The organism is Allobosea sp. BK604, from assembly GCF_004341515.1.
In the GTDB taxonomy this organism is placed as follows: domain Bacteria; phylum Pseudomonadota; class Alphaproteobacteria; order Rhizobiales; family Beijerinckiaceae; genus Allobosea.
Map to the genome: position 1 here is coordinate 946,778 of NZ_SLZF01000001.1, position 21,374 is coordinate 968,151.

Sequence of the window (21,374 nt, forward strand, 5' to 3'; positions counted from 1 at the left end):
AAACGGCTTTGAAGGAGCCTTTCATGTCTGAGAAGAAGCCATACAAGACGACTGCCTCCGCCGGCTTCTTCGTCGCCGGCCAGCGCGTGCCCTCGCTCAGCGATGAGGACGGCGTCCGGATCCCGAAGGTCGGGCACATCCTCTACCTGACGGACGAGGAGGCGAAATACGAGCTGCTGCAGCAGTCGATCGAGCCGGCCGACCAGGCCGTCGAACCGACTCCGCTGGCGCCACCGACGCCGGCGACCAAGGCCAAGCGCGGCAAGGCCGCCTGACGTCATGCGCAGCGGCATCGATCGAGCGACGGGGAAGCTGCTGACCGGCTGGGACCATTGCGCCCAGTCGATCGGCGTCATCCTGACCACGCGGGTCTCCACGCGCGTGATGCGCCGCGCCTTCGGTTCCGCCGCGCTCGAGCTGCAGGACCGCAACGCGACGCCCAAGCGCATCATGCAGATCTACGCCGCTGTCGCCGCCGCCTTGAAACGTTGGGAGCCGGGCTTTCGCCTGAAGACCGTGCAGCTGACCCAGGGCGGCCCGGACGGCGTCTTCGTCTTCGATATCGCCGGCACCTTCTTTCCGCGCGGCCATCTCGGCGACTACTCGGCGAGTGAGGACCGCGCGACGCAGATCGGGCTGAGCGATACCACCTCGGGGATCGTCCTGGCATGAGCCGCTTCACGCCCGTCGACCTCTCGCTCTATCCGATCTCGGACGTCGTCGAGGCGCTCGACTTCGAGAGCTACCTGGCACGCGATCGCGCCACCTTCGCCGAGCGCTGGGAGCTGCGGCGCCTCACGAACCCGTCGCTGCCGGCGGTCGATACGCTGCTGCTCGAGTCGGACCCTTCGGCGGCCGTCCTCGAAGTCGGAGTGTATCGCGAGACCCTTCTGCGCGGCCGCATCAACGACCGCATTCGCGCGCTCACCCTTGCCGGCGCGCTCGACCGCGCCCTCGACCATATCGGCATCACCTATTACCGCACCCCGCGGCGCGTCATCACGCCGGCGACCGAAACAGCGCCGGCCGTGATGGAGGATGACGAGACCTATCGCCAGCGCCTGGCGCTCGCGCCGGAATCATGGTCGACGGCGGGGCCGGTTGGCGCCTACCTGTTCTGGGCGCTCTCGGCCTCGGGCGATGTCCTGGACGTCGCCGCCTATTCCGAAGACGAGGGCGTCACCCTGGCTCCCCGGATCCGGGTCGTCATCCTGCCGCGCGACGGCCTGACCGAAGACGAGAAGACGGCACTTGCCGCGACCGTTCGGGAGGCTTTGAGCCGGGTGCGCCTGCGGCCGATGGGCGACCTCGTCACCGTGGAGTTTGCGACCGCGCTCGATTTCGACGTCACCGCCCATCTCAAGATCCGCCAGGGCGCCTCGGCGGAGATCGTCAAGGCCCAGGCCGAAAAGCGGATCCTGCAATATTGCTCCGGCCGCCTCCGCTGGATTGGCGACGACATCGAGGGACCGGTCTGGCTGATCGGCCGGCGCATGCGGCAGGCGACGATCGCGGCCGCCGCTCTCGGCACCGATGCGAACGTCGTCGAGGTCGAGATCCCGGATCCCGCCGGCGACGTCAATCCGCCTCATGTCGGCTACACCGAGGCGGCTCTGGCCGGCGTTGGCTCGTTCGCATTCGAGCCACTGGCGGCGCCGGTCACCGCCCATCTGTTCACCGCGCCGCGGCTCGGCACCGTCACGGTGACGCATGAGATCGTGGCGGAGAGCTGGTCATGAGCCTCGACCTGCTTCCCGATAGTGCGACTCCATTCGAGCGCGAGCTCGCCGGGCTGTCCTCTGCTCTCGACGATATCGACCCCGAGGTCATCGAGACGATCTGGGACGCCTGGCGCTGCCCGTCGCCGCTGCTGCCCTGGCTCGCCTGGGCGGTCAGCGTCGATGTCTGGGACGATGGCTGGGCCGAGCCTGTGAAGCGCCAGGCGATCGCCGACAGCCCCGACTACCACCGGATCAAGGGCACGGTTCAGGCGGTCAATGCCGCGCTCGCACTGGCACAGCGGCCGACCGAGCTGACGGAATGGTTCGACCAGGTGCCGCCTGGTCGGCGGGGCACGGCGCGGATCTTCGTCGAGACGACGCTCGACGATGTCGGGCGCATCCTCAAATCGGTCCGGCCCCTCGTCATGTCGGCAAAGCCGAAATCGCGCCCGATCGTGTTTGGCGCCGGCGAGATGGCAGCGGGCAGCTTCGTGCTCGGCGCCGGATTGGTCGCCGAGGAGCTGGTCATCATCGAGCCTTACGCCTTCCTCGGCGAAGACGCCGACGCACTTCTCGTCGTCGGCGCTGGGCTCTTCACCGAAGAACTTGTCACGCTGGAGCCTTACGCATGACCACGGGACTCTTGATCACCGCGTCCGGCCAGGCCGCGATCATCGCCGATCTGGGCGGTGGCACGAACTTGGTGCTGACGCATGTCGCCTGGGGCGATGCGGCCGGCGTGCCCTACAACCCGAACGAAGCACAGGTCGCGCTGGTCAATGAGAAATACCGTGCGACCATCGCCAGCGTCGCGGTGGTCGACGGCGCGATCGTCGTCGACGCCGTCATTCCGGCGGACACGAACGACGGCTCGGCCCGGCCGTCGCACAGCTTCAACGTCGCCGAGGTCGGCCTGTTCAACAATGCCGGCACGCTGATCGGCGTTGCGCGTCTGGGCAATGGCTACAAGCCGCCACCCTCGTCCGGCCAGGCGAGCATCGCGACCTATCGGTTGAAACTCGCCGTAGCCAATCCGAGCGCGATCTCGGTCGTGGTCGACCCTCAGGCCCAGATCGCGCTCGGAAGGCATATCCGCGCGCCTTGGCTCACCATCGACGGCGTGGTGAATGCGCCTCCCGGCGCCCCCAACCAGGGCGACACCTACATCGTCGGCGCGGCGCCAACCGGCGCCTGGGTCGGCTTTGCCCACCGGATCGCCCAGTGGGTCGGGGTTTGGTCGCTATCGACCGCACCGATCGGGCACATGGTCTGCAACAACGCGGCCGACGTGGGTGATAGCGGCCGCTTCCTGCGTAGGACCGCCGCGGGCTGGGCTCCTGCCATCGCCAGCGCCACGGAAATCGGCCTGGTCAGGCTTGCCACCCTGGCCGAAACGGCGGCTGGCGCCGAAGCGAGCAAGGTGGTTTCCCCGGCGGTTCTGAAATTCGCCGCTCGCATCCGCCTGCAGGCGGACACAACGCTGTATGTCAGCCCAACCCTCGGCAACGATGCCAATCCGGGGACCATCGGGCAGCCGTATCAGACCCGGCAGCGCGCCTGGAACCGCTTCGCCAACGAGCTTGATCTGAACGGCTACGCCGGCACGATCAAACTGCTGAACGGCACCTATACCGACGCTTTCGCCGCCACATCTGCTCCCATCGGAACGGCTCGAGGAACGGGCGCGGTGACGTTCGAAGGGGACCCGGCGACCCCGACGAACGTCGTCGTCGCCCTGACGAATGCAAACTGCTTCTACGCCCAGGGCGGCGCGCAATTCAGTGTGAAGGGTTGCCGGTTGCAGACCGCCGGCGCGAACACCTCCGGCCTAGTCACCTCGGTCGGTGGCATCATTGCATTCGAGAACGTCGATTTTTTCAGTTGTGTCCTGGCGCACGTCCTTGCTGCTTCCGGAGGCTTCATCCAGGCGTCGGGCAACTACACGATCTCAGGCGGCGCGGCGATCCATATCTCTTCGGTCAAGGGCGGTGGGACAACTCTCGACGGCAAGACGGTCACGTTTCTGACCACTCCCAACTTTTCGAGCGCGTTCGCCGTTGCATCCGAAGGCGGCGCGATGAGCGCGGTCGGGTATCTCCAAACGGGGAGCGCCACCGGCAAGCGTTACGAGATCACGTCGGGTGGCATCATCAGCGTCGGGGGAGCCAACCCGACCGCGCTTCCGGGCAACGCGGCAGGCACAAACGTGGGAGGCTCCTATGTCTGAGTTGAGCAACGAGGTTCCCGCCGAAGACGAAGGGGAGCTCGACGTGCCGGCCCCCCTGTTCGGCGAAGACGGCGAACCGCTTTTCGATCTGCCGCCTCTCATCAGCGTCTTCATCTGGTCGGACTGGTACTGGGCGGCCAGTGACGGGCGTGTTTATTCCTCGGCGCGGCAGCTCGTCACCGGGGCCGACGACGAAGGCTATCTCGCCTGGCTGGATATCAATGGCGCCGCCAGCCCCTGGCCGAGCACTCCCGAGGGCGAACAGACGGATGCGGAGCTGCAGAAGGCTCTTTCGCCCTTCGGCCTCTTGGTCGGTATTCCGGCCCACATCGCCGATCGACGGTGGCGTCGCGAGGTTCGCGGCATCACCGTTGAAATTGCGGGCGAGCCCGTGCTGGTCTCCACCCAACGCGGCGACGACAGGGCCGCCTTGCACCAGGTCTATTCGGCGATCCGGGATGGCCTGCGCCAAGACGGCGCGACCTTCAATTTTGCCGATGGCAAGCCAAGGTCCGTCAGCAATGCCGACATGATGGCGGCCATTCTCGCCGCCCTGGCGCATGTCCAGGCTGCCTTCGATCTCGGTGCCGACGTCCTGGCGCAGTACGAGGCAGGGCAGATCATGACAGTGGCCGACATCGACGCCGCCTTTGCCTGACCGAGCGGCTCACCCGCTGCAGACGACGAAGGCCCCTGACACGCGTCAGGGGCCTTTTCCTTTGCCTCGACACCTAGCGTCGGACCCGACCTCGGCGCTGTCAAGCGCGCCGCCATGTTCGGGATCCGGAGCGCACGATGGCCACCGCTGAATATTTCCACGGCACCCGCGTCTTCCAGGTCGGGCAGACGACGCGCCCGATCTCGGTCGGCGAGTACTCGACGATCGGCGCCGTGCTGGTCGCTCCGGCTGCGGATCCGGACGTCTTCCCGGAAGACACCGTGGTGGAGATGTTCTCCAACGATGCGACGATGCGCGCGGCGCTCGGCGCCGGCGGCAATGTCGATGCGGTCTTCGACGCGATCGATGACCAGGGCGTCGTCGCCGAGGTGCAGGTGGTCCGCGTCGCCGAAGGCGCCTCCGCGGTGCCGCAGACCAAGCTGGAGCAGACCATCGCCAACATGGTCGGCTCCGGTGCCGACTATTCCGGCGTCCACGCCTTCAAGCAGGCTTTAAAGCCGGCCAAGCTGCTGATCGCGCCGGGCTATGACAGCCAGCGCCTGGCCAATGCCAAGAACCCGGTCGCGGCCGAGCTCGACGGCATCGCCACACGGCTGCGGGCGATCAAGATCCTCAACACGCCCGATGCCACGAAAGAGGCGGCCAACACCTATCGCGACGATTTCCCCAACGACCCGCGCGCCTATCTCTTCCACCCTTCGGTAAAGGTGCTTTCCGGTGCGTCGATCGTCACGCAGCCGGCGTCCGGCCGGATCGCGGGGCTGTTCGTCAAACGCGACAAAGAGGTCGGCGGCCCCTTCGAGAGCGCGTCCAACCAGCAGATGGGCGGCATTGTCGGCCCCTCGCGCCCGATCCCGTATTACACCGGCGAGCCGGACAGCGAGGCGAACTGGCTCAACGAAAACCGCATCGCCACGCTCCGCGCCGGCTTCATCCTGTGGGGCAACGAGACCTGCGCCGAGGATCCGCTCGACCGCTTCGTCAATGTCGTGCGCACGCAGGACATGATCGACGAGGCCGTCATCAATTCCTTCTACTGGGCGCTCGACCGCAATCTCTCGGTGCCGCTCGCCGTCTCGGTCATTCAGTCGCTGGAGAGCTTCCTCGACAGCCTGAAGGCCAAGGGCGCGATCCTGGGCGGGCGCGCCTGGTTCGACCGCAGCCTCAACAGCAACGAGGAACTGGCCTCCGGCATCCTGCGCGTCGAATACGACCGCGAGCCGGCCGCGCCGCTCCAGGATCTGCAGTTCGGCGCCCGCCGCAACGTCGCCTACTACGCCGATCTGGCCGACGGCATCCTGCAGTCGCTCGATCGCGTCTGACCGCCGCGCCACCGCAGGAGAGCATCACCCATGGCCAGCATCCCCTTCCTCGTCCTTCGCGGCTCGAACCTCTTGGCGGAGGACGCGGCCGGGCAGACGATCAACACCCATCTCACGCTCGGCAAGACCAAGCTGCCGGTCCAGCGCGAGAAATACGACGAGTTTTCGCCGGCCGCGAGTAACGGCTCGATCGAGGTCGCGACCACCCGCGAACCGTGCTCCGCCGGCTTCAACCTCAAGGGCTTGCAGCCCGAGGTGCTGGCGTTGTTCCGCACGCCCTTCGGTGTCCGCCGCAAGTTCACTTGCCTCGGCGCGCTGGTGAACGAGTACGCGACCGCGGGCACCGATCGCGAGGTTCAGGTGGTCGCCACCATGTATGGCCGCCTCAATGCCGAGACGGATGAGCACGAAGGCGGATCGCTCGTCGGCACGGAATACGAGATCAAGTCGATTTCGTCCTACCTGCTCACGATCGGCACGGCCGAGATCGCCCGCTTCAATATCGAATTGGGCGGCTGGGTCGACAGCGACGGCCAGTCCGTGCGCATCGCCAATATGCTCGGGCTGACCTCGTGAGCGAGCCGGACCTCTCTCCGGTCAAGCCCTATCCGGGCTTTGCGGCCGCGGCTGAACCGACGCCGGCGCGATCGCCGGCGGTGGCTGTGACACAGCCTGACATCCGGCCAGCCGACCCTGCGGCCTGGTCAAGGACCGTGCCGCTCGATCACGCGCTGGTGGTCGGCGGCGAGCGGCTCGACGCGATCACGATGCGGCGGCCGACCGGTGCCGATATCGCCGAACTCCTGGAAGAGGACTCGGACGAGCTGTCGCTCCCGGTTCGGCTGCGGGCTCGGATCTGCGGCGTGCACCCGGCCGTGTTCGGGGCGCTCTGGGCCGACGATTCCGAGAGGGTGGCGGAAGCCGTCGCCCCTTTCTTGCCGCGCGCCGTCCTCGACCTCGAGGCGGCGCTGGAGCCGGCCGGCGCGAGCGCCTGATCGAGCGCAGCGCTCTGGCTTCGGTGCCGCTGCTCGCGATCGAGGTCGCGCGCGGCACCGGGACGTCGCTGCCGACCGTGCTCGCCTGGCACGTCGGCAGGATCCTGTTCTGGCATGGCGAGCTGCAGGATCTCGCCGGCGCATAGGAACCGCATCGCATGAACATGCGCGTCAAGATGATCCTCGATCTGATCGCCAATACGCGGGGCGGCGCGCGCCAGGCGCAGCGCGACATCAAGGGTGTCAGGGATGCGGCCAAGGCTCTCGACGGGACCCGCGGCCCGCAGCGGATCAGCCGGGACTTCCTGAACCTCGCCTCGAGCTCGAAGACCGCTTCCCTCAACATCAGGGAGACCAAGGCGGCGGCGACCAGCCTCGGCACCAACTCCGGCGCCGGCAAGCTCGCCCGCGATCTCGACCAGGTCGGCCGCAGCGCGGATCGCGCGCGCGCCAGACTGAACGGCCTGAAAGCGACGAGCGGACAGCTTCGAGATGGCAAGGGCCGGTACACAGCTGGGGGCACCACCGAAACCAGCGGCTCTGCCCTTTTCGCAGGTACCAAGGGACTGCTCGGCGGCTATCTCGGCGTCCAGGGCATCCGCATGGGGACACGGGCAACCGTGGGCCAGTCGATCTCCTTCGAGAAGGCGATGGCGGAGGTCCGCAAGAAGGTCGACGGGATGGATGATCCCGCCGAGCTCGCGAAGATGGAGCAAGCCGTCTCGAAATGGGCGATCGCATATGGCCGCACCCGCGAGGAGGTCGCCTCCCTCGTTGCGGAGGCCGGTGCCGGCGGCGTCACGCTGAAGGACATGCCGGAATTCGTGAGGATCAACCTCGCCGCGGCTACGGCGTGGGACGCGACTGCCGACAAGACCGGCAACGCGCTCGCCAAGATTCGGGCGGCGACGGGCTGGGGCAATGGGCAGCTCGAAGACTTTTCCGACAAGGTCAACGCGCTTTCCGACGCCGGTGCAGCGAAGGAAATGGACGTCGTCGACATGTTCCAGCGCGCCGGTGCTGCTGCGAAGGCCGCTGGGGTCGAGTTTGATGCCTCGCTAGCCTTCCTGACGGCCATGAACAACGTGGCGATCGCGCCCGAGGTCGCATCACGCGGCTTCGCGGCGCTCGCGTCGACCCTCCGCACGGGCGGCGGCAAGAAGTACACCGAAGGCCTGGGCATGCTGGGGCTCACGCCCGCCAAGGTGAAGGCGGGCATGAAGAAGGATGCTACCGCCACGATCATCGATGTGCTGGAGCGGCTCCAGAAGCACGCCGACCAGGCGGACGTGGCAATCAACATTTTCGGAAAGGAGTGGTGGGACGAGGTTGCGCGAGCGGGCCAGGCGCTGCCCGAGATCCGCAAAAATCTTGAAATCGTCCGGGATCCCAAAATCTGGAAGGGCTCGGCTCAGAAGAGCCTCAACATCGAGCTCAACACCACTGACAAGCACTTGAAGCGCCTTTCGGCATTGGCAAGCGCCGTCGGCGATCGCCTCGGGCGGTGGGCGTTGCCTGCCATCAACGAGGGCATCGAGAAGATCATTGCCGGCATGGACGAGCTCGATAAGCACGCCGCCGACAAGAGGGCCGAATCCGACCTGGCGCAAAAGGTCGCCGGTGGAATTCCATTGACGGCCGAGGAGCGGGAGAAGCTCGCCAACGACCGACTCTTAGCCGCTCGCGTGAAGGGCGAGAGCAATGCCATATCGGCCAGGGCCGATTATGAGGACACCGCCAACCGGACGTCGCAAGCCAATCCGCAGACCGTTCTCTCCGAAAGGGCCCAGCTGCTGCGGCGCCAGCTGCTGCGCCAGATCGAGACGCTTGAAACCGAGCTGAAGCTCGCGCCGGACGGGCTCGGCGACCGCCGCAAGAATCGCCGGCTCGAAAATCTGCGCAAGCAACTGGCCGATATCCCGACTAGCCCCTTCGACCAGCGTGTTTCAGCCCCTGATCCGCGTAGGCCGGCCGACCAGGAGGAGCGCGGCGGGCCCGATCGCGGTGAGGTCATGGCCCTGCGCGAGCGGGTACTGCAGCTTGAAGCCCGGCTGACGACGCTGGACGAGTTGCGCCGCACTGCCGGCAACCGCGCTGATCGACTGGCGTTCGGCGCCGATGCCGATCCTTACCTGCGCCGGCGTAACGAGGCCGACCAGGCGCTGCGCAATCGCATCGCGCCGAACGCAACCGCGGCCGGCCGCTTCGGCTTCGGACCAGGCGGCGCGCCCGTCTCGGCCGAGCCACGTGGAGCCGGTCCCGGCGCGGGCTCTTTCCGCCCTTCGATCAAGGATTGGGCCCAGAGCCTGATCGGCGCCGGCGATATCGACCTCGGCGGCGCCGGCATCACGATCGCCGAGAGCCTCGCCTCCGGACTGCGGCAGGGCGGCGCCTCGGTCGAGGCGGCCGCGGACGGCATCCGCACCGGTATAACCGGGGCCTTCGGCGGCGCTGACCTCTCGGCTTCCGGTGCCGCGATGATGGCGACCCTGGAATCCGGGATCCGGAGCGGTGGCGCGCGCGCGGTCGCGGCCGCGCACGACGTCGCGTCGCAGGTCAGGGCTGCCGCCGGCGGCTCTGGCGGCGCGCCGAGCAAGCGCATTTCCGGCGCGCTCCATGACGGGGTCGAGTGATGGCCGGCTATCCTGTACTGGCCATTGGCCCGCATATATTCGAGACTTTGCCGCTCTCGCTGCAGGAGATCAGCGAGCGTACGAAGATGAATTGGCCGGCCACCAAGCGCTTTGGCGTCGGACCCGCCCGTCAGTTCACCGGTCGCGATGACGACAGCTTCGAAATCGAGGGCGTCTATTACGACCAGGAGTGGGGCGGCCATGCCGAATATCTGGCCCTGAAGGCGACACAGGCCGCCGGACGGCCGGTCGAGCTGCTCGGCTGGTCCGCCGGCGGCTTTGCGGCCAGCGTCTTCGGAACCGTCGTCATCCTCGAGGTCGGCGCCGACCACAAGCACATCCACGACAACGGCATCGGCCGAAAGGTCGAGTTCAGCGTCAAGCTCGCGCCCTTCGGCGGCGACGGCGGCCCGTTCGGGGGGCTGTTCTGATGGCGAGCGTCAAGGTGGTCCAGGACGAGATGACGCTCGATCTGCTGATCTGGCGGGCCTTCGGCCGGCAGGATCAGCAACTCGTCGAGCAGACGCTCGGGCTCAATCCCGGCCTGGCCGCGTCCGGCGTCGTGCTGCCGATCGGCGCCATCGTCGTGCTGCCGGAGCCGCCGGCGGCCACGGCTCGCCTGCGCGACTCCGTGAAGCTGTGGAGCTGATCGTGTTCGTGAGCGATGCGCTGCAACAGGGCTTCCGTCCCTTCATCTACATCACGGTCAACGGCAACGAGGTCTCGGGAGGCTTCTATTCGCGGCTTGTCTCGGCAACGGCGCGCGACGAGGCGGGGCAGACCTCCGACCGTATCACCTTCACGCTGGACGACGCCGACAACGCGATCGAGCTGCCGCCGGAAAAGGCGACCATCGTCGTCTATGGCGGCTGGCTCGACGCCGAGCAGGGCCTGATCGGCACATATGAGATGCAGTCGATCGAGCTGAAGGGCGATGTCGACGAGGGCGAGTTCGTCGTCATCCAGGCGAGCGCCGCCGATCTGAAGCGCAAGCTCAAAGGCGTCGACCGCGAGCATTTCGAGGAAAAGACGCTTGGCGAAATCGTCGAGGCGATCGCCAAGCGCAACGGCATGACCGCGCGCGTCGAGTCCGACCTCGCCAAGGTCAAGATCCCGTATCGCGCCCGGATCGATACCTCCGAGATCGACTTCCTGACGACACTGGCCGACGAGCATGGCGGCGTCGTCAAGCCGATGGGCGACAAGCTCGTCGTGTCCAAGCGCGGCAAGGCCAAATCGACCAGCGGCCAGAGCCTCTCGTCGATCTCGATCGAGAAGAGCGACTGCAAGACTTGGTCGATTGAGCCCTCCGGGCGGGCGCAGTACGGCAAGGTCAAATCCGCCTATATCGACCAGAAGACCGGCAAGCGGACCAAGGTTGAGGCCGAGACCGGAATGGACGGGCCCGACTACACGTTGAAGAACCCGCTGCCGAACAAGGAGCAGGCCGAGAAGGCCGCCCAGGCCGAGGCGCAGCGGCTTACCCGCAATACCGGCGACGGTCACTTCCAGCTCGCCCGCGGCCGATTCGACGCCCAGGCCGAAGCCGACGTCATCGCCGGCAAGAGCTTCCGCTCCGGCATCGCCGGCACCTGGCGGGCGGACGCCGTCGAGCACGTCTGGGATGAGAACGGCTGGCTCACCAAGGTCGAGGTCAAATCGAAGGAGGATGGCTCCTCCGGAAAGAAGGACAGTTGAACATGTCGACGCAGATCTACGACATCACCAACAAGGCCGGCCCTTACATCGCCGGCATCAAGCTCACGCCCGGTCAGAGCGAGATCACGCTGACGGCCGAGCAGGCGGCCTATGAGCTCGCCCAGGGCACGATCACGGCGACAGGCGAGCCGGGCCCGCCCGAGCAGGAGCCGGCACCAGTCGTCGCCGGCGATCGCGTCGAGTTGAAGCGGGCCGGCCTCGCGACCAGGCCGACCGCGGCCGAGCTGGCCGCCTTCGTCCAGCAGACCGCCCAGCGCATCAATCCTTATGCGGCGAGCCTCACGCTCACGGCGGCCGACAAGAGCGCGCTCGTCGTCGTCTCCAACGCAGCGGCCCGCGTGGTGACCCTGCCGAACGACTGGGCGCCGGGCGATAGCGTGACGGTTCGGCGCGGCGGCGCCGGCGCGGTCACCTGGGCGCTGGAAGCCGGCGCCACCATGGTGCTGCCGGCGGCCAAATCCGCTCACACCGGCATTTCAGCCCAGCATGAGGAGGTGGTGTTCAAGGTGCTTTCAAATGCCGGTGAAGCTGCCGTCTGGGCGGCATCAGGCGCGACCACCTGAAGTGACGTGACAGGGGAGCCCGAGGGCTCCGGCGGCCGGTTCCGGGAAGTTCAAGCCGCCCGACGAGGAACCTAATCACATCGCCTGCCACGACGGCCGCGAGGCCGCGCGCGATGGGCGACGATTCGGGTTAGGATCAGGTGAAGGACATCCGTTGCGCCGGCTGCGGCGCGCTCTTGTTCCGCGCGGAGGAGAACGCTATCTCCGGCCGCGTTGAAGCGAAATGCCGGCGCTGCCGGTCGATCAACATCCTCAGGGCCTCCGAGCCTTCATCCGAACGCCAGAGCGAGCGTCCAACCCAAGGACGCGACCGTTGTGGCTCTACATTCCGAAAATAATTCTACCGGCCTCCTGCGAGGCCTCTCCCTCTGTGCCGGCGTTGGCGGGCTGGATCTCGGCCTGGCAATCGCAGAACCCGGATTTCGAACCGTGGGTTATGTCGAGCGGGACAGTTTCGCCGCGTCCGTGCTCGTGGCCCGGATGGGAGACCAGGCCCTTTGTGATGCACCTGTCTGGGATGATCTTGCCACCTTCGACGGCAGCCCTTGGCGCGGAGCGGTGGATATCGTCCTGGCAGGCTACCCCTGCCAGCCCTTCAGCTCGGCCGGCAACCGGCTCGGCGAAGATGATCCACGCCACCTCTGGCCGCATGTGCGACGGATCATCCGCGAGACCGGCGCCAGGCGCATATTCCTCGAGAACGTCGAAGGCCATGTCAGCCTCGGTTTCGACAGCGTACGATCCGACCTCAAAACGATGGGCTTCCGAATCCGGGCGGCTCTCTTCTCGGCTGCTGAGGCAGGCGCTGCGCATTGGCGCCGACGGCTCTTCGTCCTGGCCGACGCCAACCGCCCAGATGTCGGCGAACCGGCCGGAGTTCGGCCTCTGCGCCACCGGCTGGACGCTACGGACCTCGCTGCACCAGGAGGGCAAGCAGGTCGGCATCAAGGAGGTGGCGATCGCCTGGACGCTGCTCTGGCGGGCGAGCAAGGCGATGGGCGCGACCTACACGGCGCCGGCGAGCTTCCCCTTTTCGCACCCGCTCCATCTGATGGTGCAGGCTGGGAGCAGGCTCTCCGACAACGCCCTGACCTTGAACCCGCGCTTCACCGACTGGATCATGGGCTGGCCTATCGGCTGGACCAACCCCGAGCAGCCGGTAACGGGGTTTGCAGCCTGGCTGCAGCGATCGCGTATCGAACTCTTGAGGAGGCTCTCGGCGCGGGCTAGTGGCTGACGTGACAACGCGCCACTTGCCCTTACGATACCTAGTGGCCTTAACTCTTGAGGCAGTGAGGGGAACGGTGATGACAGTTTCGCGGCCCGAGCCACCTGAAGCCCCCGTCATCCAGATTTTGTCGGATGCTGAGTACCGGACCGCTCTGGTGCGGATCAGGGACCTCGAATCCGCCACGTCAGGATCAGCGGAAGAATTGGAACGAATGACTTTCGAGCGCGCTATTGCTGCCTATCTCGAGCGGAAGGGCTCTGAGCAAGAGCCTTCCGACCGCGAGCCCCGCGTCGCGTCGTAAGAACGTGCGGCCGCTTTAGCCAATCCTACATGCGCATGCCTATGCATTGAGACAGCGACGATGAATCCGCACTCTCCGACCCGCCGTCACCAGGTCGAAACTTCGTTGAATGAAGCCCGGATAGAGATCGTCGATAAGAAGCCCCAATATGTGCAGCGGACCGGCCTGACCGCGCGGAAGGCTGGAGGCATCATCGAGATACGGGTGCTCGACCATCTCGTCATCAAGTTCACGCCCGCGGAGGCGCGCGAGTTCGCAAGGGCGTTCGAGAAGCTCATCTCGACGTAGGCGGCGCTGTCGATCATGGCGCATTTCTGGGCTCAGATTCTTCATTTTGTTGAGGCCTGGGTCGCATTTTTGGGGGGCGGATGAAAAAAATTCTCTGGTTGATACTCATATTCGTTGCGGGCGTAGGCGCGGCGGCGGTCTTGTCGATCGTGCTAGCTTGGGGACCAGCTCAATTTTTTGGATGCGGAGGCGAAAAGCTGCAGATTTCGCCTGCGAACGGGGGATGTGTCGAATTCTGGCTCAACCGCTACCAGCAGCTTATTTCGGGCTGGCTATCATTTATTCTAGCCAGCCTTGCTGCTTGGATCATTTGGGCGCAACTGAGGACGATGGAGCGGCAGGCGCTCCAAAACAGCTATGAGCGCCTAATTGGGGACCTCTCAAAATTTGATGACTTGCTCGACCTTGGAAGGCAGCTTGATGTGCTTTCGAAGTTCGACCTCGCAGGTTTCGAGGAGGCGATAACCCGCAAAGATATTCACAAGGTTGAAACGGAGATCAACCGCGCGTTGATGGCTGGAATTACCCAGCCGGTGTCAAATTTCCTGCGGAGCCCTGTCGGAAAGCCGGGGGCATTGCCCCACTGGCGCGAGTTGTCGCGTTCAGTGAAGTCGATTGAAGCGTACTTTCGGCAATTGTTAGTCCTCGCTGGCGACGTCCGGGCATTCCAACCCAGAATGTTGCATCCGGGAGGGGGATTTAGAGGCACTCCCGTGCCAACGGCCGAGGAGAAAGCTGCGGTGGCAGATTATAACAGGGACGAGACTGCAAAGCGGTGGGCCAAGCTTTCTGACTTCGTGGCGGCAACACCCCGCACCTCATTCAGCTCGATCGAAGAATCGTGGAAGCATATCGAGGACTCTCTACGATCGCAGCAGGACGAAACCCAACAGCGCGTAGATCGGGTCTATCCGCGAGCTCATCCCACCGAATGAACCTGCGCCGAGGAAGCTGACCCATTTAGGGTCAGCTGTGCGCGAAATTTCAGCCTGTTGTCATTTGGTTGTTCGCGCGTTGCCATTTGAAAGTTCGCGCTACACCAGCACCCCGCTTGACTCCCCCGCCCCTCCCATCCTACCCCCATCGACGGGACACGCCGCCCCAACGCGGCGCGCCCATCTGTAAGGATGGAGAACATCGATGGCGAATACTGCTCCGGCCGCGCGTCCGCGCGTGCCGCATTTCTCGTCCGGCCCCTGCGCCAAGCGCCCCGGCTGGAATCTGAAATCCCTCTCCGACGCGGCGCTCGGCCGCTCGCACCGCGCCAAGATCGGCAAGGACAAGCTCAAGCTTGCGATCGACCTGACCCGCGAGGTGCTGCAGGTCCCGGCCGATTACCGCATCGGCATCGTGCCTGCCTCCGATACCGGCGCCGTCGAGATGGCGATGTGGTCGCTGTTAGGGGCCCGCGGCGTCGACATGCTCGCCTGGGAGAGCTTTGGCGCGGGCTGGGTGACCGATGTCGCCAAGCAGCTCAAGCTGCCTGATGCCCGCCTTTTCGAGGCTCCCTATGGCGAGCTGCCGAACCTGAAGAAGGTCGACACCAGGACCCGTGACGTCGTCTTCACCTGGAACGGCACGACCTCCGGCGTGCGCGTCGCCGATGCCAGCTGGATCGCCGATGACCGCGAAGGCCTGACCATTTGCGACGCGACCTCGGCCGCCTTCGCGCAGAAGCTCGACTGGGCGAAGCTCGATGTCACCACCTTCTCCTGGCAGAAGGTGCTCGGCGGCGAGGCCGCGCATGGCATGATCGTGCTCTCGCCCCGCGCGGTCGAGCGGCTCACGACCTACAAGCCGGCCTGGCCGCTGCCGAAGATCTTCCGCATGACCTCCGGCGGCAAGCTGATCGAGGGCATCTTCTCGGGCGAGACGATCAACACGCCCTCCATGCTCGCGGTCGAGGATTATCTCGATGCGCTCGCCTGGGCGAAGAAGGTCGGCGGGCTCGATGGCCTCGTGAAGCGCGCCGACGCCAATACCCGCGTCATCGCCAAATTCGTCCGCGAGAACGACTGGATCGACTTCCTCGCGGTGAAGCCGAAGACGCGCTCGAACACCTCGGTCTGCCTGAAGTTCACAGACCCGGCCGTGACGGCGCTGTCTGCGGAGGCTCAAGGAGCCTTCGCCAAGCAGGTCGTCTCGATCATCGAGAAGGCCGGCGCCGGCTACGATCTCGGCCATTACCGCGACGCCCCTCCGGGCCTGCGCATCTGGTGCGGCGCGACCGTGCAGGCGCGCGACGTCAAGGCGCTGCTGCCCTGGATCGAATACGCCTTCGCCGAGGCCAAGGCCGGCCTGGGCAAGAAGGCGGCGTAAGGCCCCTTTAGCGGCGCCCCATGTCGTCATGGTCGGGCTTGTACCGACCATCCACGTCTTGCGGCGCCGATGACGCGCACAGGCTGAGCCTGCCTCTATCCGAATACGCTCGCCTCGAGCCGCGCGAAGACGTGGATGGTCGCCACAAGGGCGACCATGACGACCTTCCCCTTTTCAGCCCGCCGCCAGCGCGCGGGCCATTTGAGGTATCCTCATGACCGCCCCCAAAGTCCTGATCTCGGACGCCCTCTCCCCCGCTGCCGTGCAGATCTTCAAGGATCGCGGCATCGACGTGACCTTCGACACCTCGCTCGGCAAGGACAAGGACAAGCTCGCCGCCGTGATCGGCGAGTATGACGGCCTCGCCATCCGCTCCGCCACCAAGGCGACCGCCAAGCTCCTGGAGCAGGCCAAGAACCTGAAAGTGATCGGCCGCGCCGGCATCGGCGTCGACAATGTCGAGATCCCCGCCGCGACGGCGCGCGGCATCATCGTGATGAACACGCCCTTCGGCAATTCGATCACGACAGCCGAGCACGCCATCGCCATGATGTTCGCGCTCGCCCGGCAGATCCCCTCGGCCGACCTCTCCACCCAGGCCGGGAAATGGGAGAAGAACCGCTTCATGGGCGTCGAGATCACGGCCAAGACGCTGGGTCTGATCGGCTGCGGCAATATCGGCTCGATCGTCGCCGAGCGCGCCATCGGCCTGAGGATGCGCGTCATCGCCTTCGACCCCTATCTCTCGCCGGAGCGGGCGGTGCAGCTCGGCGTCGAGAAGGTCGAGCTCGACGACCTGCTGAAGCGCGCCGATTTCATCACGCTGCACGTGCCGATGACCGAGAAGACGAAGAACATCCTCTCGGCCGAGAACCTCGCCAAGACCAGGAAGGGCGTGCGCATCATCAACTGCGCCCGCGGCGGCCTCGTCGACGAGGCGGCTTTGGCGGAGCTGATCAAGTCCGGCCATGTCGCCGGCGCCGCCTTCGACGTGTTTTCGCAGGAGCCGGCCGAGACGAACCCGCTCTTCGGGCTGGAGAATGTCGTCTGCACGCCGCATCTCGGCGCGTCGACCAACGAGGCGCAGGAGAATGTCGCGCTCCAGGTCGCCGAGCAGATGTCGGACTATCTCTTGAAGGGCGCCATCACCAACGCGGTGAACTTCCCCTCGATCTCGGCCGAGGAAGCGCCGCGGATCAAACCCTTCGTCTCGCTGGCCGAGAAGCTCGGCTCCTTCCTGGGCCAGCTCACCGAGGCCGCGGTCAAGGGCATCCGCATCGAGTATCAGGGCGCGGTCGCGAGCCTGAACCTCAAGGCGATCTCGGCCGCCGCGATCACCGGCGTGCTCCGGCCCTTCCTGCCGGAGATCAACATGGTCAACGCCGCGATGATCGCCAAGGAGAAGGGTATCGTCGTCGAGGAGCTGACGCGCGAGGCCGCCGGCAATCTCGAGAGCGTCATCCGCATCGTCGTCGAGGCCGAGGACATGCCGCGCCACGCCTCCGGCACGGTCTTCCAGGACGGCAAGCCGCGCATCGTCGAGATCCGCGACATCCAGGTCGATGCCGAGTTCGCGCCGCACATGCTCTATGTCCGCAATGCCGACAAGCCGGGCTTCATCGGCCAGTTCGGCTCGCTGCTCGGCGCGGCCGGCGTCAATGTCGCGACCTTCAATCTCGGCCGCGACAAGCCGGGCGGTGACGCGATCTGCTATGTCGCCGTCGATGAGCCGATCTCGGACGAGCTGCTGGCGAAGATCCACGAGATCCCGATGGTGAAGCGGGCACGCCGGCTGCGCTTCTGATCTCGGCCAGAATAGCGCCCAAACGGCGCCGCAATTGCTCTCCCCTGTGGCGCCCTGCCACAGGGGATTTTTCATGCCGTCTCGCCACGCCTATGCCTATGCCGCCCTCGCTCTCCTCGCCGCCACGCCCGCCTTCGCCGATTGGGACAAGGCGAAGCTCGATGCCGAGATCCCGGTGATCGAGCAGCAGACCGGCGGCAAGCTCGGCGTCGCGCTGATCGACCTCAAGGACCGCAAGAGCTGGTCGCATCGCGGCAAGGAGCCCTTCCCGCTCCAGAGCGTCTTCAAGCTGCCGCTCGGCATCGCCGTGCTGCAGGCGGTCGAGGCCGGCAAGTTCAAGCTCGACCAACCGATCACCGTCACCCGCAAGGATCTCTCGCTCTATCACAGCCCGCTCGCCAAGAGCTTCAAGGGCGAGAGCAATCCCTACCCGCTGCGCGACCTCCTCACCCGCGCCACCGGCGACAGCGACAACACCGCCGCCGACCTCTTGCTGCGCCTCGTCGGCGGGCCGCAGGTCGTGACCAAGATGCTCAGGGATGGCGGCGTCGAGGGCATCTCGGTCGACCGCTACGAGCGCGTGCTCCAGCCCGAGATCCTCGGCCTGCCCGGCTTCGGCTGGGACAAGGCGATCGATACGGCCGCGTTCTACAAGCAGATCCAGGCGATCCCCGCCGCCGAGCGCCGCAAGACGCTGGCCTCCGTCCTCGACGACAAGCGCGACAGCGCGACCCCGGAGGCCTCGATCGCCTTCCTCGACGGGCTCGCCGCCGGCAACTGGCTGCGTGAGCCGGCGCATAACGCGCTGATCGAGAAGATCACCGTCGAGAGCAAATCCGGCCCGCAGCGCGTCCGCGCCGGCCTGCCCGAGGGCGCCCGCTTCGCCCACAAGACCGGGCTTGGCCCGACGCCAGGCGGCCTCAACCACGCCACCAACGATATCGGCATCGTCACCTTGCCGAACGGCCGGCGTTTCGCCATCGCGGTCTATCTCAAGGGCGCGACGGTCGACGAGAAGGCGCGCGAGGCCGCCCATGCCGCCGTGGCAAAGGCAGCCGTCGCCAGCCTGAAGTAGACGAGCCCCATCGTCATTGCGAGCGGAGCGAAGCAATCCAGGGGTCTCGCCCAGTCCTCCTCGATTGCTTCGTCGGCTGCGCCTCCTCGCAATGACGAGCCAGGGCTTCGCCACGCGCCGCTCGGCGATCAAGGCAGCCGTCGCCCGCCTGAAGAGAACAAGGGCAAGGCCTGGCTGAGAATTCGCTGGCGTGAGTCGACTGGCGCGGCGGTCGAGAACCGGAGCGCAGCGGACTTCATGTCCGTGAGCACCGGAAGCGCAGACGGCCGCGTCAGGCGGCCTCGCCAGTAGAATTGTCAGCCAGGCCTTCGCTCGGCGATCCAGATGCCGCCCAGCACCAGCGCCAGCGCCAGCCCGTGATAGAGCGCGAGCTGCTCGCCGAGGATCAGCACGGCGAGCAGCGGCGCGAAGACGGGCACGAGATTGACGAAGACGCCGGCCCGCCCGGGCCCGATCAGCTCGACCGCGCGCATGAAGAAGAGCTGCGCCAGCAGCGACGGACCGAGCACCACGAAAGCGAGGATCAGCCAGCCCTTTGGCGTCGGCCAGACCACGGTGCCGGTCCAGATCTCGAGCCCGAGCAGCGGCAGCGAGACGACGCAGGCAACGAGCGCGACCGCGCAGAAGAACACCAGTCCCGGCACCGCCGGGCGCGAGCGCAGGCCGACCGTGTAGCCGGCATAGAGCACGCAGGCGATGACCATCCACAGATCGCCGGGCACGAAGGTGAAATGCTGGAGGATGTGGATATCGCCCTGGCTCGCGGTGACCAGGATGCCGAGCATCGTCACGCCGACGCCGAGCGCCTGCATCCAGCCGATCCGCGCGCGGTGGGCGAGGAAGGCGCCGATCAGGACGAAAACCGGGATCGAGCCCTGGAGAATGCCGATATTGATGGCGCTGGTCGAATAGCCGGCGATGTACATCAGCGCGTTGAAGGCGGTGAAGCCGAACGTGCCGAGCGCGACGATGAGCCAGCGATGCTTGAACAGGACCGGCGCATAGTCCTTCAGCTCGCGCCGCAGCAGCAGGGGCAGGATGGAGCAGACGAAGACCCAGCGGAGCGAGGTCAGCGCCATCGGCGAGATCTGCCCGACGGCCATGCGGCTGGCCACGGCATTGCCGGCCCACATCAGCGTCGTCAGGGTCAGCAGCAGATAGGCATTGGCCCATAGCCGCTGCGGAAGGGTGGTGCTCGGGGGCAAGTTGCAACCTGTACGGTAACGGAGCGCCTCAATAGCCTTGCCGACGCCTCCCGTCATGTGAGATGAGGGCAAGGCTCCCCGTCACCCGACGCATCCCTTCTTCGGCCATGCTCCACGTCTCCAGACCGCTCCGCCTGCTGATCGTCGACGGCAACACCCGCGAGCAGCGCGAGAACCATGCGGCCGGCTATGGCTCCCAGCCGGGCGAGGCCTATGCCGAGTCGATCCGCGGCATCGTGCCGGACTGCATCACCGATATCTGCCTGCCGGCGGATGAGGGCGCGAACCTGCCGGATGGCGCCGGCCTCGCCTCCTATGACGGCATCTTCCTGACCGGCTCGCATCTCCATATCTACAATCTCGACCCGGCCGTGACCCGGCAGATCGAGCTGATGCGGGCGATCTACCAGAGCGGCACGCCGAGCTTCGGCTCGTGCTGGGGCATCCAGATGGGCGCCGTCGCGGCCGGCGGCACCGTCACGGCCAATCCGAGGGGACGCGAGGTCGGCTTCGCCCGCAGGATCACCTTGACCGAAGCCGGGCGCGGGCACGGGCTGCTCGCCGGCCGCCCGCTCAGCTTCGACGCGCCGGCGATCCATCTCGACACGGTCGTCACGCCGCCCGGCGAAACGAGCGTCCTGGCCTCGAACGGCTACAGCGCCGTGCAGGCGGCCGAGATCAGGCATGATGGCGGCACGTTCTGGGGCGTGCAGTACCACCCCGAATTTCCGCTCGGACAGGTCGCCTCGATCCTTGTACGCATGGTGCCGATCCTGATCGCCGAAGGGTTTCGCAGGGACGAGGCTTCGGCCGAAAGCTGGCTCGCCGATCTTCGTGCGCTCGATTCCGATCCGGCGCGGCAGGACCTCGCCTGGGCGCATGGGCTCGATGCCGAGGTGCTCGACGCGGAAAAGCGCGTCACCGAGCTGCGCAACTTCCTCAACCTGCGCGTCAAGCCGCATGTGAGCGCGCGCGGGCGGGCCTGAGCCTCGCTCCGCGGAAAGACGCCCCTTCCCTTCTCCCCCTGCGGGAGAAGGTGGCAGCGCAAAGCGCTGACGGATGAGGGGTCGCGCGGCGTTTTCAAAGTGAGCGTGCTTGTAGGGCTTCGATCGGGGTCGCGCGACCCCTCATCCGGCGCTTCGCGCCACCTTCTCCCGCAGGGGGAGAAGGGATGAGCTCATCGACATGAAGGACGCGACGGTGTCCTGACGCGCCCTACAATCTCCAATCGATCGCCTCCAGTTTTCCGGCCGAATTCCGCCTTGGCGGCGCCGGAATCGGACGCGCCTATC

General features: G+C 66.3%; 24 protein-coding genes and 1 pseudogene. 24 read left to right on the top strand and 1 reads right to left on the bottom strand.

What is annotated here, in order from left to right; translation table 11 throughout:
* Nucleotides 1-23: 23 nt before the first annotated feature.
* The 23 genes and pseudogenes from EV560_RS04655 to bla all read left to right on the top strand — a co-directional run bounded on the left by EV560_RS04655 (nt 24) and on the right by bla (nt 18,877).
* The gene (locus EV560_RS04655) at nt 24-275 is read left to right on the top strand and encodes a hypothetical protein (protein WP_131854426.1); all 252 of its coding nucleotides are present in this window, start codon (nt 24-26) and stop codon (nt 273-275) included.
* A gap of 4 nt (nt 276-279) precedes the next feature.
* On the top strand, nt 280-672 hold the full coding sequence (locus EV560_RS04660) for a GPW/gp25 family protein (protein ID WP_131854428.1): 393 nt from the start codon (nt 280-282) through the stop codon (nt 670-672).
* Complete coding sequence (locus EV560_RS04665; RefSeq protein ID WP_131854430.1) at nt 669-1,739, top strand: baseplate assembly protein; 1,071 nt, start codon at nt 669-671, stop codon at nt 1,737-1,739. Before EV560_RS04660 ends, EV560_RS04665 begins: the two co-directional genes overlap by 4 nt.
* The gene (locus tag EV560_RS04670; protein WP_131854432.1) at nt 1,736-2,353 is read left to right on the top strand and encodes a phage tail protein I; all 618 of its coding nucleotides are present in this window, start codon (nt 1,736-1,738) and stop codon (nt 2,351-2,353) included. The genes EV560_RS04665 and EV560_RS04670 overlap by 4 nt, the downstream gene beginning before the upstream one ends.
* Complete coding sequence (locus tag EV560_RS04675) at nt 2,350-3,948, top strand: phage tail-collar fiber domain-containing protein (protein WP_131854434.1); 1,599 nt, start codon at nt 2,350-2,352, stop codon at nt 3,946-3,948. The genes EV560_RS04670 and EV560_RS04675 overlap by 4 nt, the downstream gene beginning before the upstream one ends.
* On the top strand, nt 3,941-4,606 hold the full coding sequence (locus EV560_RS04680) for a DUF4376 domain-containing protein (protein ID WP_131854436.1): 666 nt from the start codon (nt 3,941-3,943) through the stop codon (nt 4,604-4,606). The genes EV560_RS04675 and EV560_RS04680 overlap by 8 nt, the downstream gene beginning before the upstream one ends.
* Before the next feature lie 137 nt (nt 4,607-4,743).
* Complete coding sequence (locus EV560_RS04685) at nt 4,744-5,949, top strand: phage tail sheath family protein (RefSeq protein WP_131854438.1); 1,206 nt, start codon at nt 4,744-4,746, stop codon at nt 5,947-5,949.
* A gap of 30 nt (nt 5,950-5,979) precedes the next feature.
* Nucleotides 5,980-6,525 (top strand): phage major tail tube protein, encoded by a 546-nt coding sequence (locus EV560_RS35690; RefSeq protein ID WP_165923317.1) that lies wholly within the window; start codon nt 5,980-5,982, stop codon nt 6,523-6,525.
* Nucleotides 6,522-6,944: a phage tail assembly protein gene (locus EV560_RS04690; RefSeq protein ID WP_165923318.1), complete on the top strand. Its 423-nt coding sequence runs from the start codon at nt 6,522-6,524 to the stop codon at nt 6,942-6,944. Before EV560_RS35690 ends, EV560_RS04690 begins: the two co-directional genes overlap by 4 nt.
* A gap of 23 nt (nt 6,945-6,967) precedes the next feature.
* Entirely contained in the window at nt 6,968-7,090 is a 123-nt protein-coding gene (locus EV560_RS36640; RefSeq protein ID WP_282568832.1) for a hypothetical protein, read from the top strand.
* A gap of 456 nt (nt 7,091-7,546) precedes the next feature.
* On the top strand, nt 7,547-9,577 hold the full coding sequence (locus EV560_RS04695; protein WP_282568834.1) for a phage tail tape measure protein: 2,031 nt from the start codon (nt 7,547-7,549) through the stop codon (nt 9,575-9,577).
* The gene (locus tag EV560_RS04700) at nt 9,577-10,008 is read left to right on the top strand and encodes a phage tail protein (RefSeq protein WP_131854444.1); all 432 of its coding nucleotides are present in this window, start codon (nt 9,577-9,579) and stop codon (nt 10,006-10,008) included. Before EV560_RS04695 ends, EV560_RS04700 begins: the two co-directional genes overlap by 1 nt.
* Nucleotides 10,008-10,226, top strand: a complete 219-nt coding sequence (locus EV560_RS04705) for a tail protein X (RefSeq protein ID WP_131854446.1) — start codon at nt 10,008-10,010, stop codon at nt 10,224-10,226. Before EV560_RS04700 ends, EV560_RS04705 begins: the two co-directional genes overlap by 1 nt.
* Nucleotides 10,227-10,228: 2 nt before the next feature.
* Entirely contained in the window at nt 10,229-11,275 is a 1,047-nt protein-coding gene (locus tag EV560_RS04710; protein WP_131854447.1) for a phage late control D family protein, read from the top strand.
* 2 nt (nt 11,276-11,277) lie between these two features.
* Nucleotides 11,278-11,859: a hypothetical protein gene (locus EV560_RS04715; protein ID WP_131854449.1), complete on the top strand. Its 582-nt coding sequence runs from the start codon at nt 11,278-11,280 to the stop codon at nt 11,857-11,859.
* 140 nt (nt 11,860-11,999) lie between these two features.
* Nucleotides 12,000-12,197, top strand: a complete 198-nt coding sequence (locus EV560_RS36825; RefSeq protein WP_131854451.1) for a Com family DNA-binding transcriptional regulator — start codon at nt 12,000-12,002, stop codon at nt 12,195-12,197.
* Nucleotides 12,175-12,639 (top strand): annotated as a pseudogene (locus EV560_RS36220) (DNA cytosine methyltransferase); the annotation flags it as partial. The gene EV560_RS36825 and the pseudogene EV560_RS36220, both read left to right, overlap by 23 nt.
* A 76-nt stretch (nt 12,640-12,715) precedes the next feature.
* Nucleotides 12,716-13,096 (top strand): hypothetical protein, encoded by a 381-nt coding sequence (locus tag EV560_RS36225; protein WP_248311913.1) that lies wholly within the window; start codon nt 12,716-12,718, stop codon nt 13,094-13,096.
* A 355-nt stretch (nt 13,097-13,451) separates the two neighbouring features.
* Nucleotides 13,452-13,679: a hypothetical protein gene (locus EV560_RS04730; RefSeq protein WP_131854455.1), complete on the top strand. Its 228-nt coding sequence runs from the start codon at nt 13,452-13,454 to the stop codon at nt 13,677-13,679.
* An 80-nt stretch (nt 13,680-13,759) separates the two neighbouring features.
* Entirely contained in the window at nt 13,760-14,614 is an 855-nt protein-coding gene (locus EV560_RS04735) for a hypothetical protein (protein WP_131854457.1), read from the top strand.
* 205 nt (nt 14,615-14,819) lie between these two features.
* Entirely contained in the window at nt 14,820-15,998 is a 1,179-nt protein-coding gene (locus EV560_RS04740) for a phosphoserine transaminase (RefSeq protein WP_131854459.1), read from the top strand.
* A 214-nt stretch (nt 15,999-16,212) separates the two neighbouring features.
* Nucleotides 16,213-17,802: a phosphoglycerate dehydrogenase gene (gene serA / locus EV560_RS04745; protein ID WP_131854461.1), complete on the top strand. Its 1,590-nt coding sequence runs from the start codon at nt 16,213-16,215 to the stop codon at nt 17,800-17,802.
* Between the two features lie 73 nt (nt 17,803-17,875).
* Nucleotides 17,876-18,877, top strand: coding sequence for a class A beta-lactamase (gene bla / locus EV560_RS04750; RefSeq protein ID WP_131854463.1), 1,002 nt, complete (start codon nt 17,876-17,878; stop codon nt 18,875-18,877).
* Nucleotides 18,878-19,173: 296 nt separating this feature from the next.
* Here the strand turns inward: bla and EV560_RS04755 are convergent, their stop codons facing one another.
* The gene (locus EV560_RS04755; RefSeq protein ID WP_248311885.1) at nt 19,174-20,082 is read right to left on the bottom strand and encodes a DMT family transporter; all 909 of its coding nucleotides are present in this window, start codon (nt 20,080-20,082) and stop codon (nt 19,174-19,176) included.
* Nucleotides 20,083-20,189: 107 nt separating this feature from the next.
* Between EV560_RS04755 and EV560_RS04760 the strand changes: the two genes are divergently transcribed.
* Nucleotides 20,190-21,068 carry a type 1 glutamine amidotransferase gene (locus EV560_RS04760; protein WP_131854467.1) on the top strand — a complete coding sequence of 293 codons (879 nt, stop codon included), beginning with the start codon at nt 20,190-20,192 and terminating at the stop codon, nt 21,066-21,068.
* Nucleotides 21,069-21,374 lie beyond the last annotated feature (306 nt).

Excerpts from the sequence above, each read along its gene's own strand:
- EV560_RS04655 (WP_131854426.1), top strand. The coding sequence starts at position 24 with ATGTCTGAGAAGAAGCCATACAAGACGACTGCCTCCGCCGGCTTCTTC.
- EV560_RS04660 (WP_131854428.1), top strand. The coding sequence starts at position 280 with ATGCGCAGCGGCATCGATCGAGCGACGGGGAAGCTGCTGACCGGCTGG.
- EV560_RS04665 (WP_131854430.1), top strand. The coding sequence starts at position 669 with ATGAGCCGCTTCACGCCCGTCGACCTCTCGCTCTATCCGATCTCGGAC.
- EV560_RS04670 (WP_131854432.1), top strand. The coding sequence starts at position 1,736 with ATGAGCCTCGACCTGCTTCCCGATAGTGCGACTCCATTCGAGCGCGAG.
- EV560_RS04675 (WP_131854434.1), top strand. The coding sequence starts at position 2,350 with ATGACCACGGGACTCTTGATCACCGCGTCCGGCCAGGCCGCGATCATC.
- EV560_RS04680 (WP_131854436.1), top strand. The coding sequence starts at position 3,941 with ATGTCTGAGTTGAGCAACGAGGTTCCCGCCGAAGACGAAGGGGAGCTC.
- EV560_RS04685 (WP_131854438.1), top strand. The coding sequence starts at position 4,744 with ATGGCCACCGCTGAATATTTCCACGGCACCCGCGTCTTCCAGGTCGGG.
- EV560_RS35690 (WP_165923317.1), top strand. The coding sequence starts at position 5,980 with ATGGCCAGCATCCCCTTCCTCGTCCTTCGCGGCTCGAACCTCTTGGCG.
- EV560_RS04695 (WP_282568834.1), top strand. The coding sequence starts at position 7,547 with ATGGGGACACGGGCAACCGTGGGCCAGTCGATCTCCTTCGAGAAGGCG.
- EV560_RS04700 (WP_131854444.1), top strand. The coding sequence starts at position 9,577 with ATGGCCGGCTATCCTGTACTGGCCATTGGCCCGCATATATTCGAGACT.
- EV560_RS04705 (WP_131854446.1), top strand. The coding sequence starts at position 10,008 with ATGGCGAGCGTCAAGGTGGTCCAGGACGAGATGACGCTCGATCTGCTG.
- EV560_RS04715 (WP_131854449.1), top strand. The coding sequence starts at position 11,278 with ATGTCGACGCAGATCTACGACATCACCAACAAGGCCGGCCCTTACATC.
- EV560_RS36225 (WP_248311913.1), top strand. The coding sequence starts at position 12,716 with ATGTCGGCGAACCGGCCGGAGTTCGGCCTCTGCGCCACCGGCTGGACG.
- EV560_RS04730 (WP_131854455.1), top strand. The coding sequence starts at position 13,452 with ATGAATCCGCACTCTCCGACCCGCCGTCACCAGGTCGAAACTTCGTTG.
- EV560_RS04735 (WP_131854457.1), top strand. The coding sequence starts at position 13,760 with ATGAAAAAAATTCTCTGGTTGATACTCATATTCGTTGCGGGCGTAGGC.
- EV560_RS04740 (WP_131854459.1), top strand. The coding sequence starts at position 14,820 with ATGGCGAATACTGCTCCGGCCGCGCGTCCGCGCGTGCCGCATTTCTCG.
- serA (WP_131854461.1), top strand. The coding sequence starts at position 16,213 with ATGACCGCCCCCAAAGTCCTGATCTCGGACGCCCTCTCCCCCGCTGCC.
- bla (WP_131854463.1), top strand. The coding sequence starts at position 17,876 with ATGCCGTCTCGCCACGCCTATGCCTATGCCGCCCTCGCTCTCCTCGCC.
- EV560_RS04760 (WP_131854467.1), top strand. The coding sequence starts at position 20,190 with ATGCTCCACGTCTCCAGACCGCTCCGCCTGCTGATCGTCGACGGCAAC.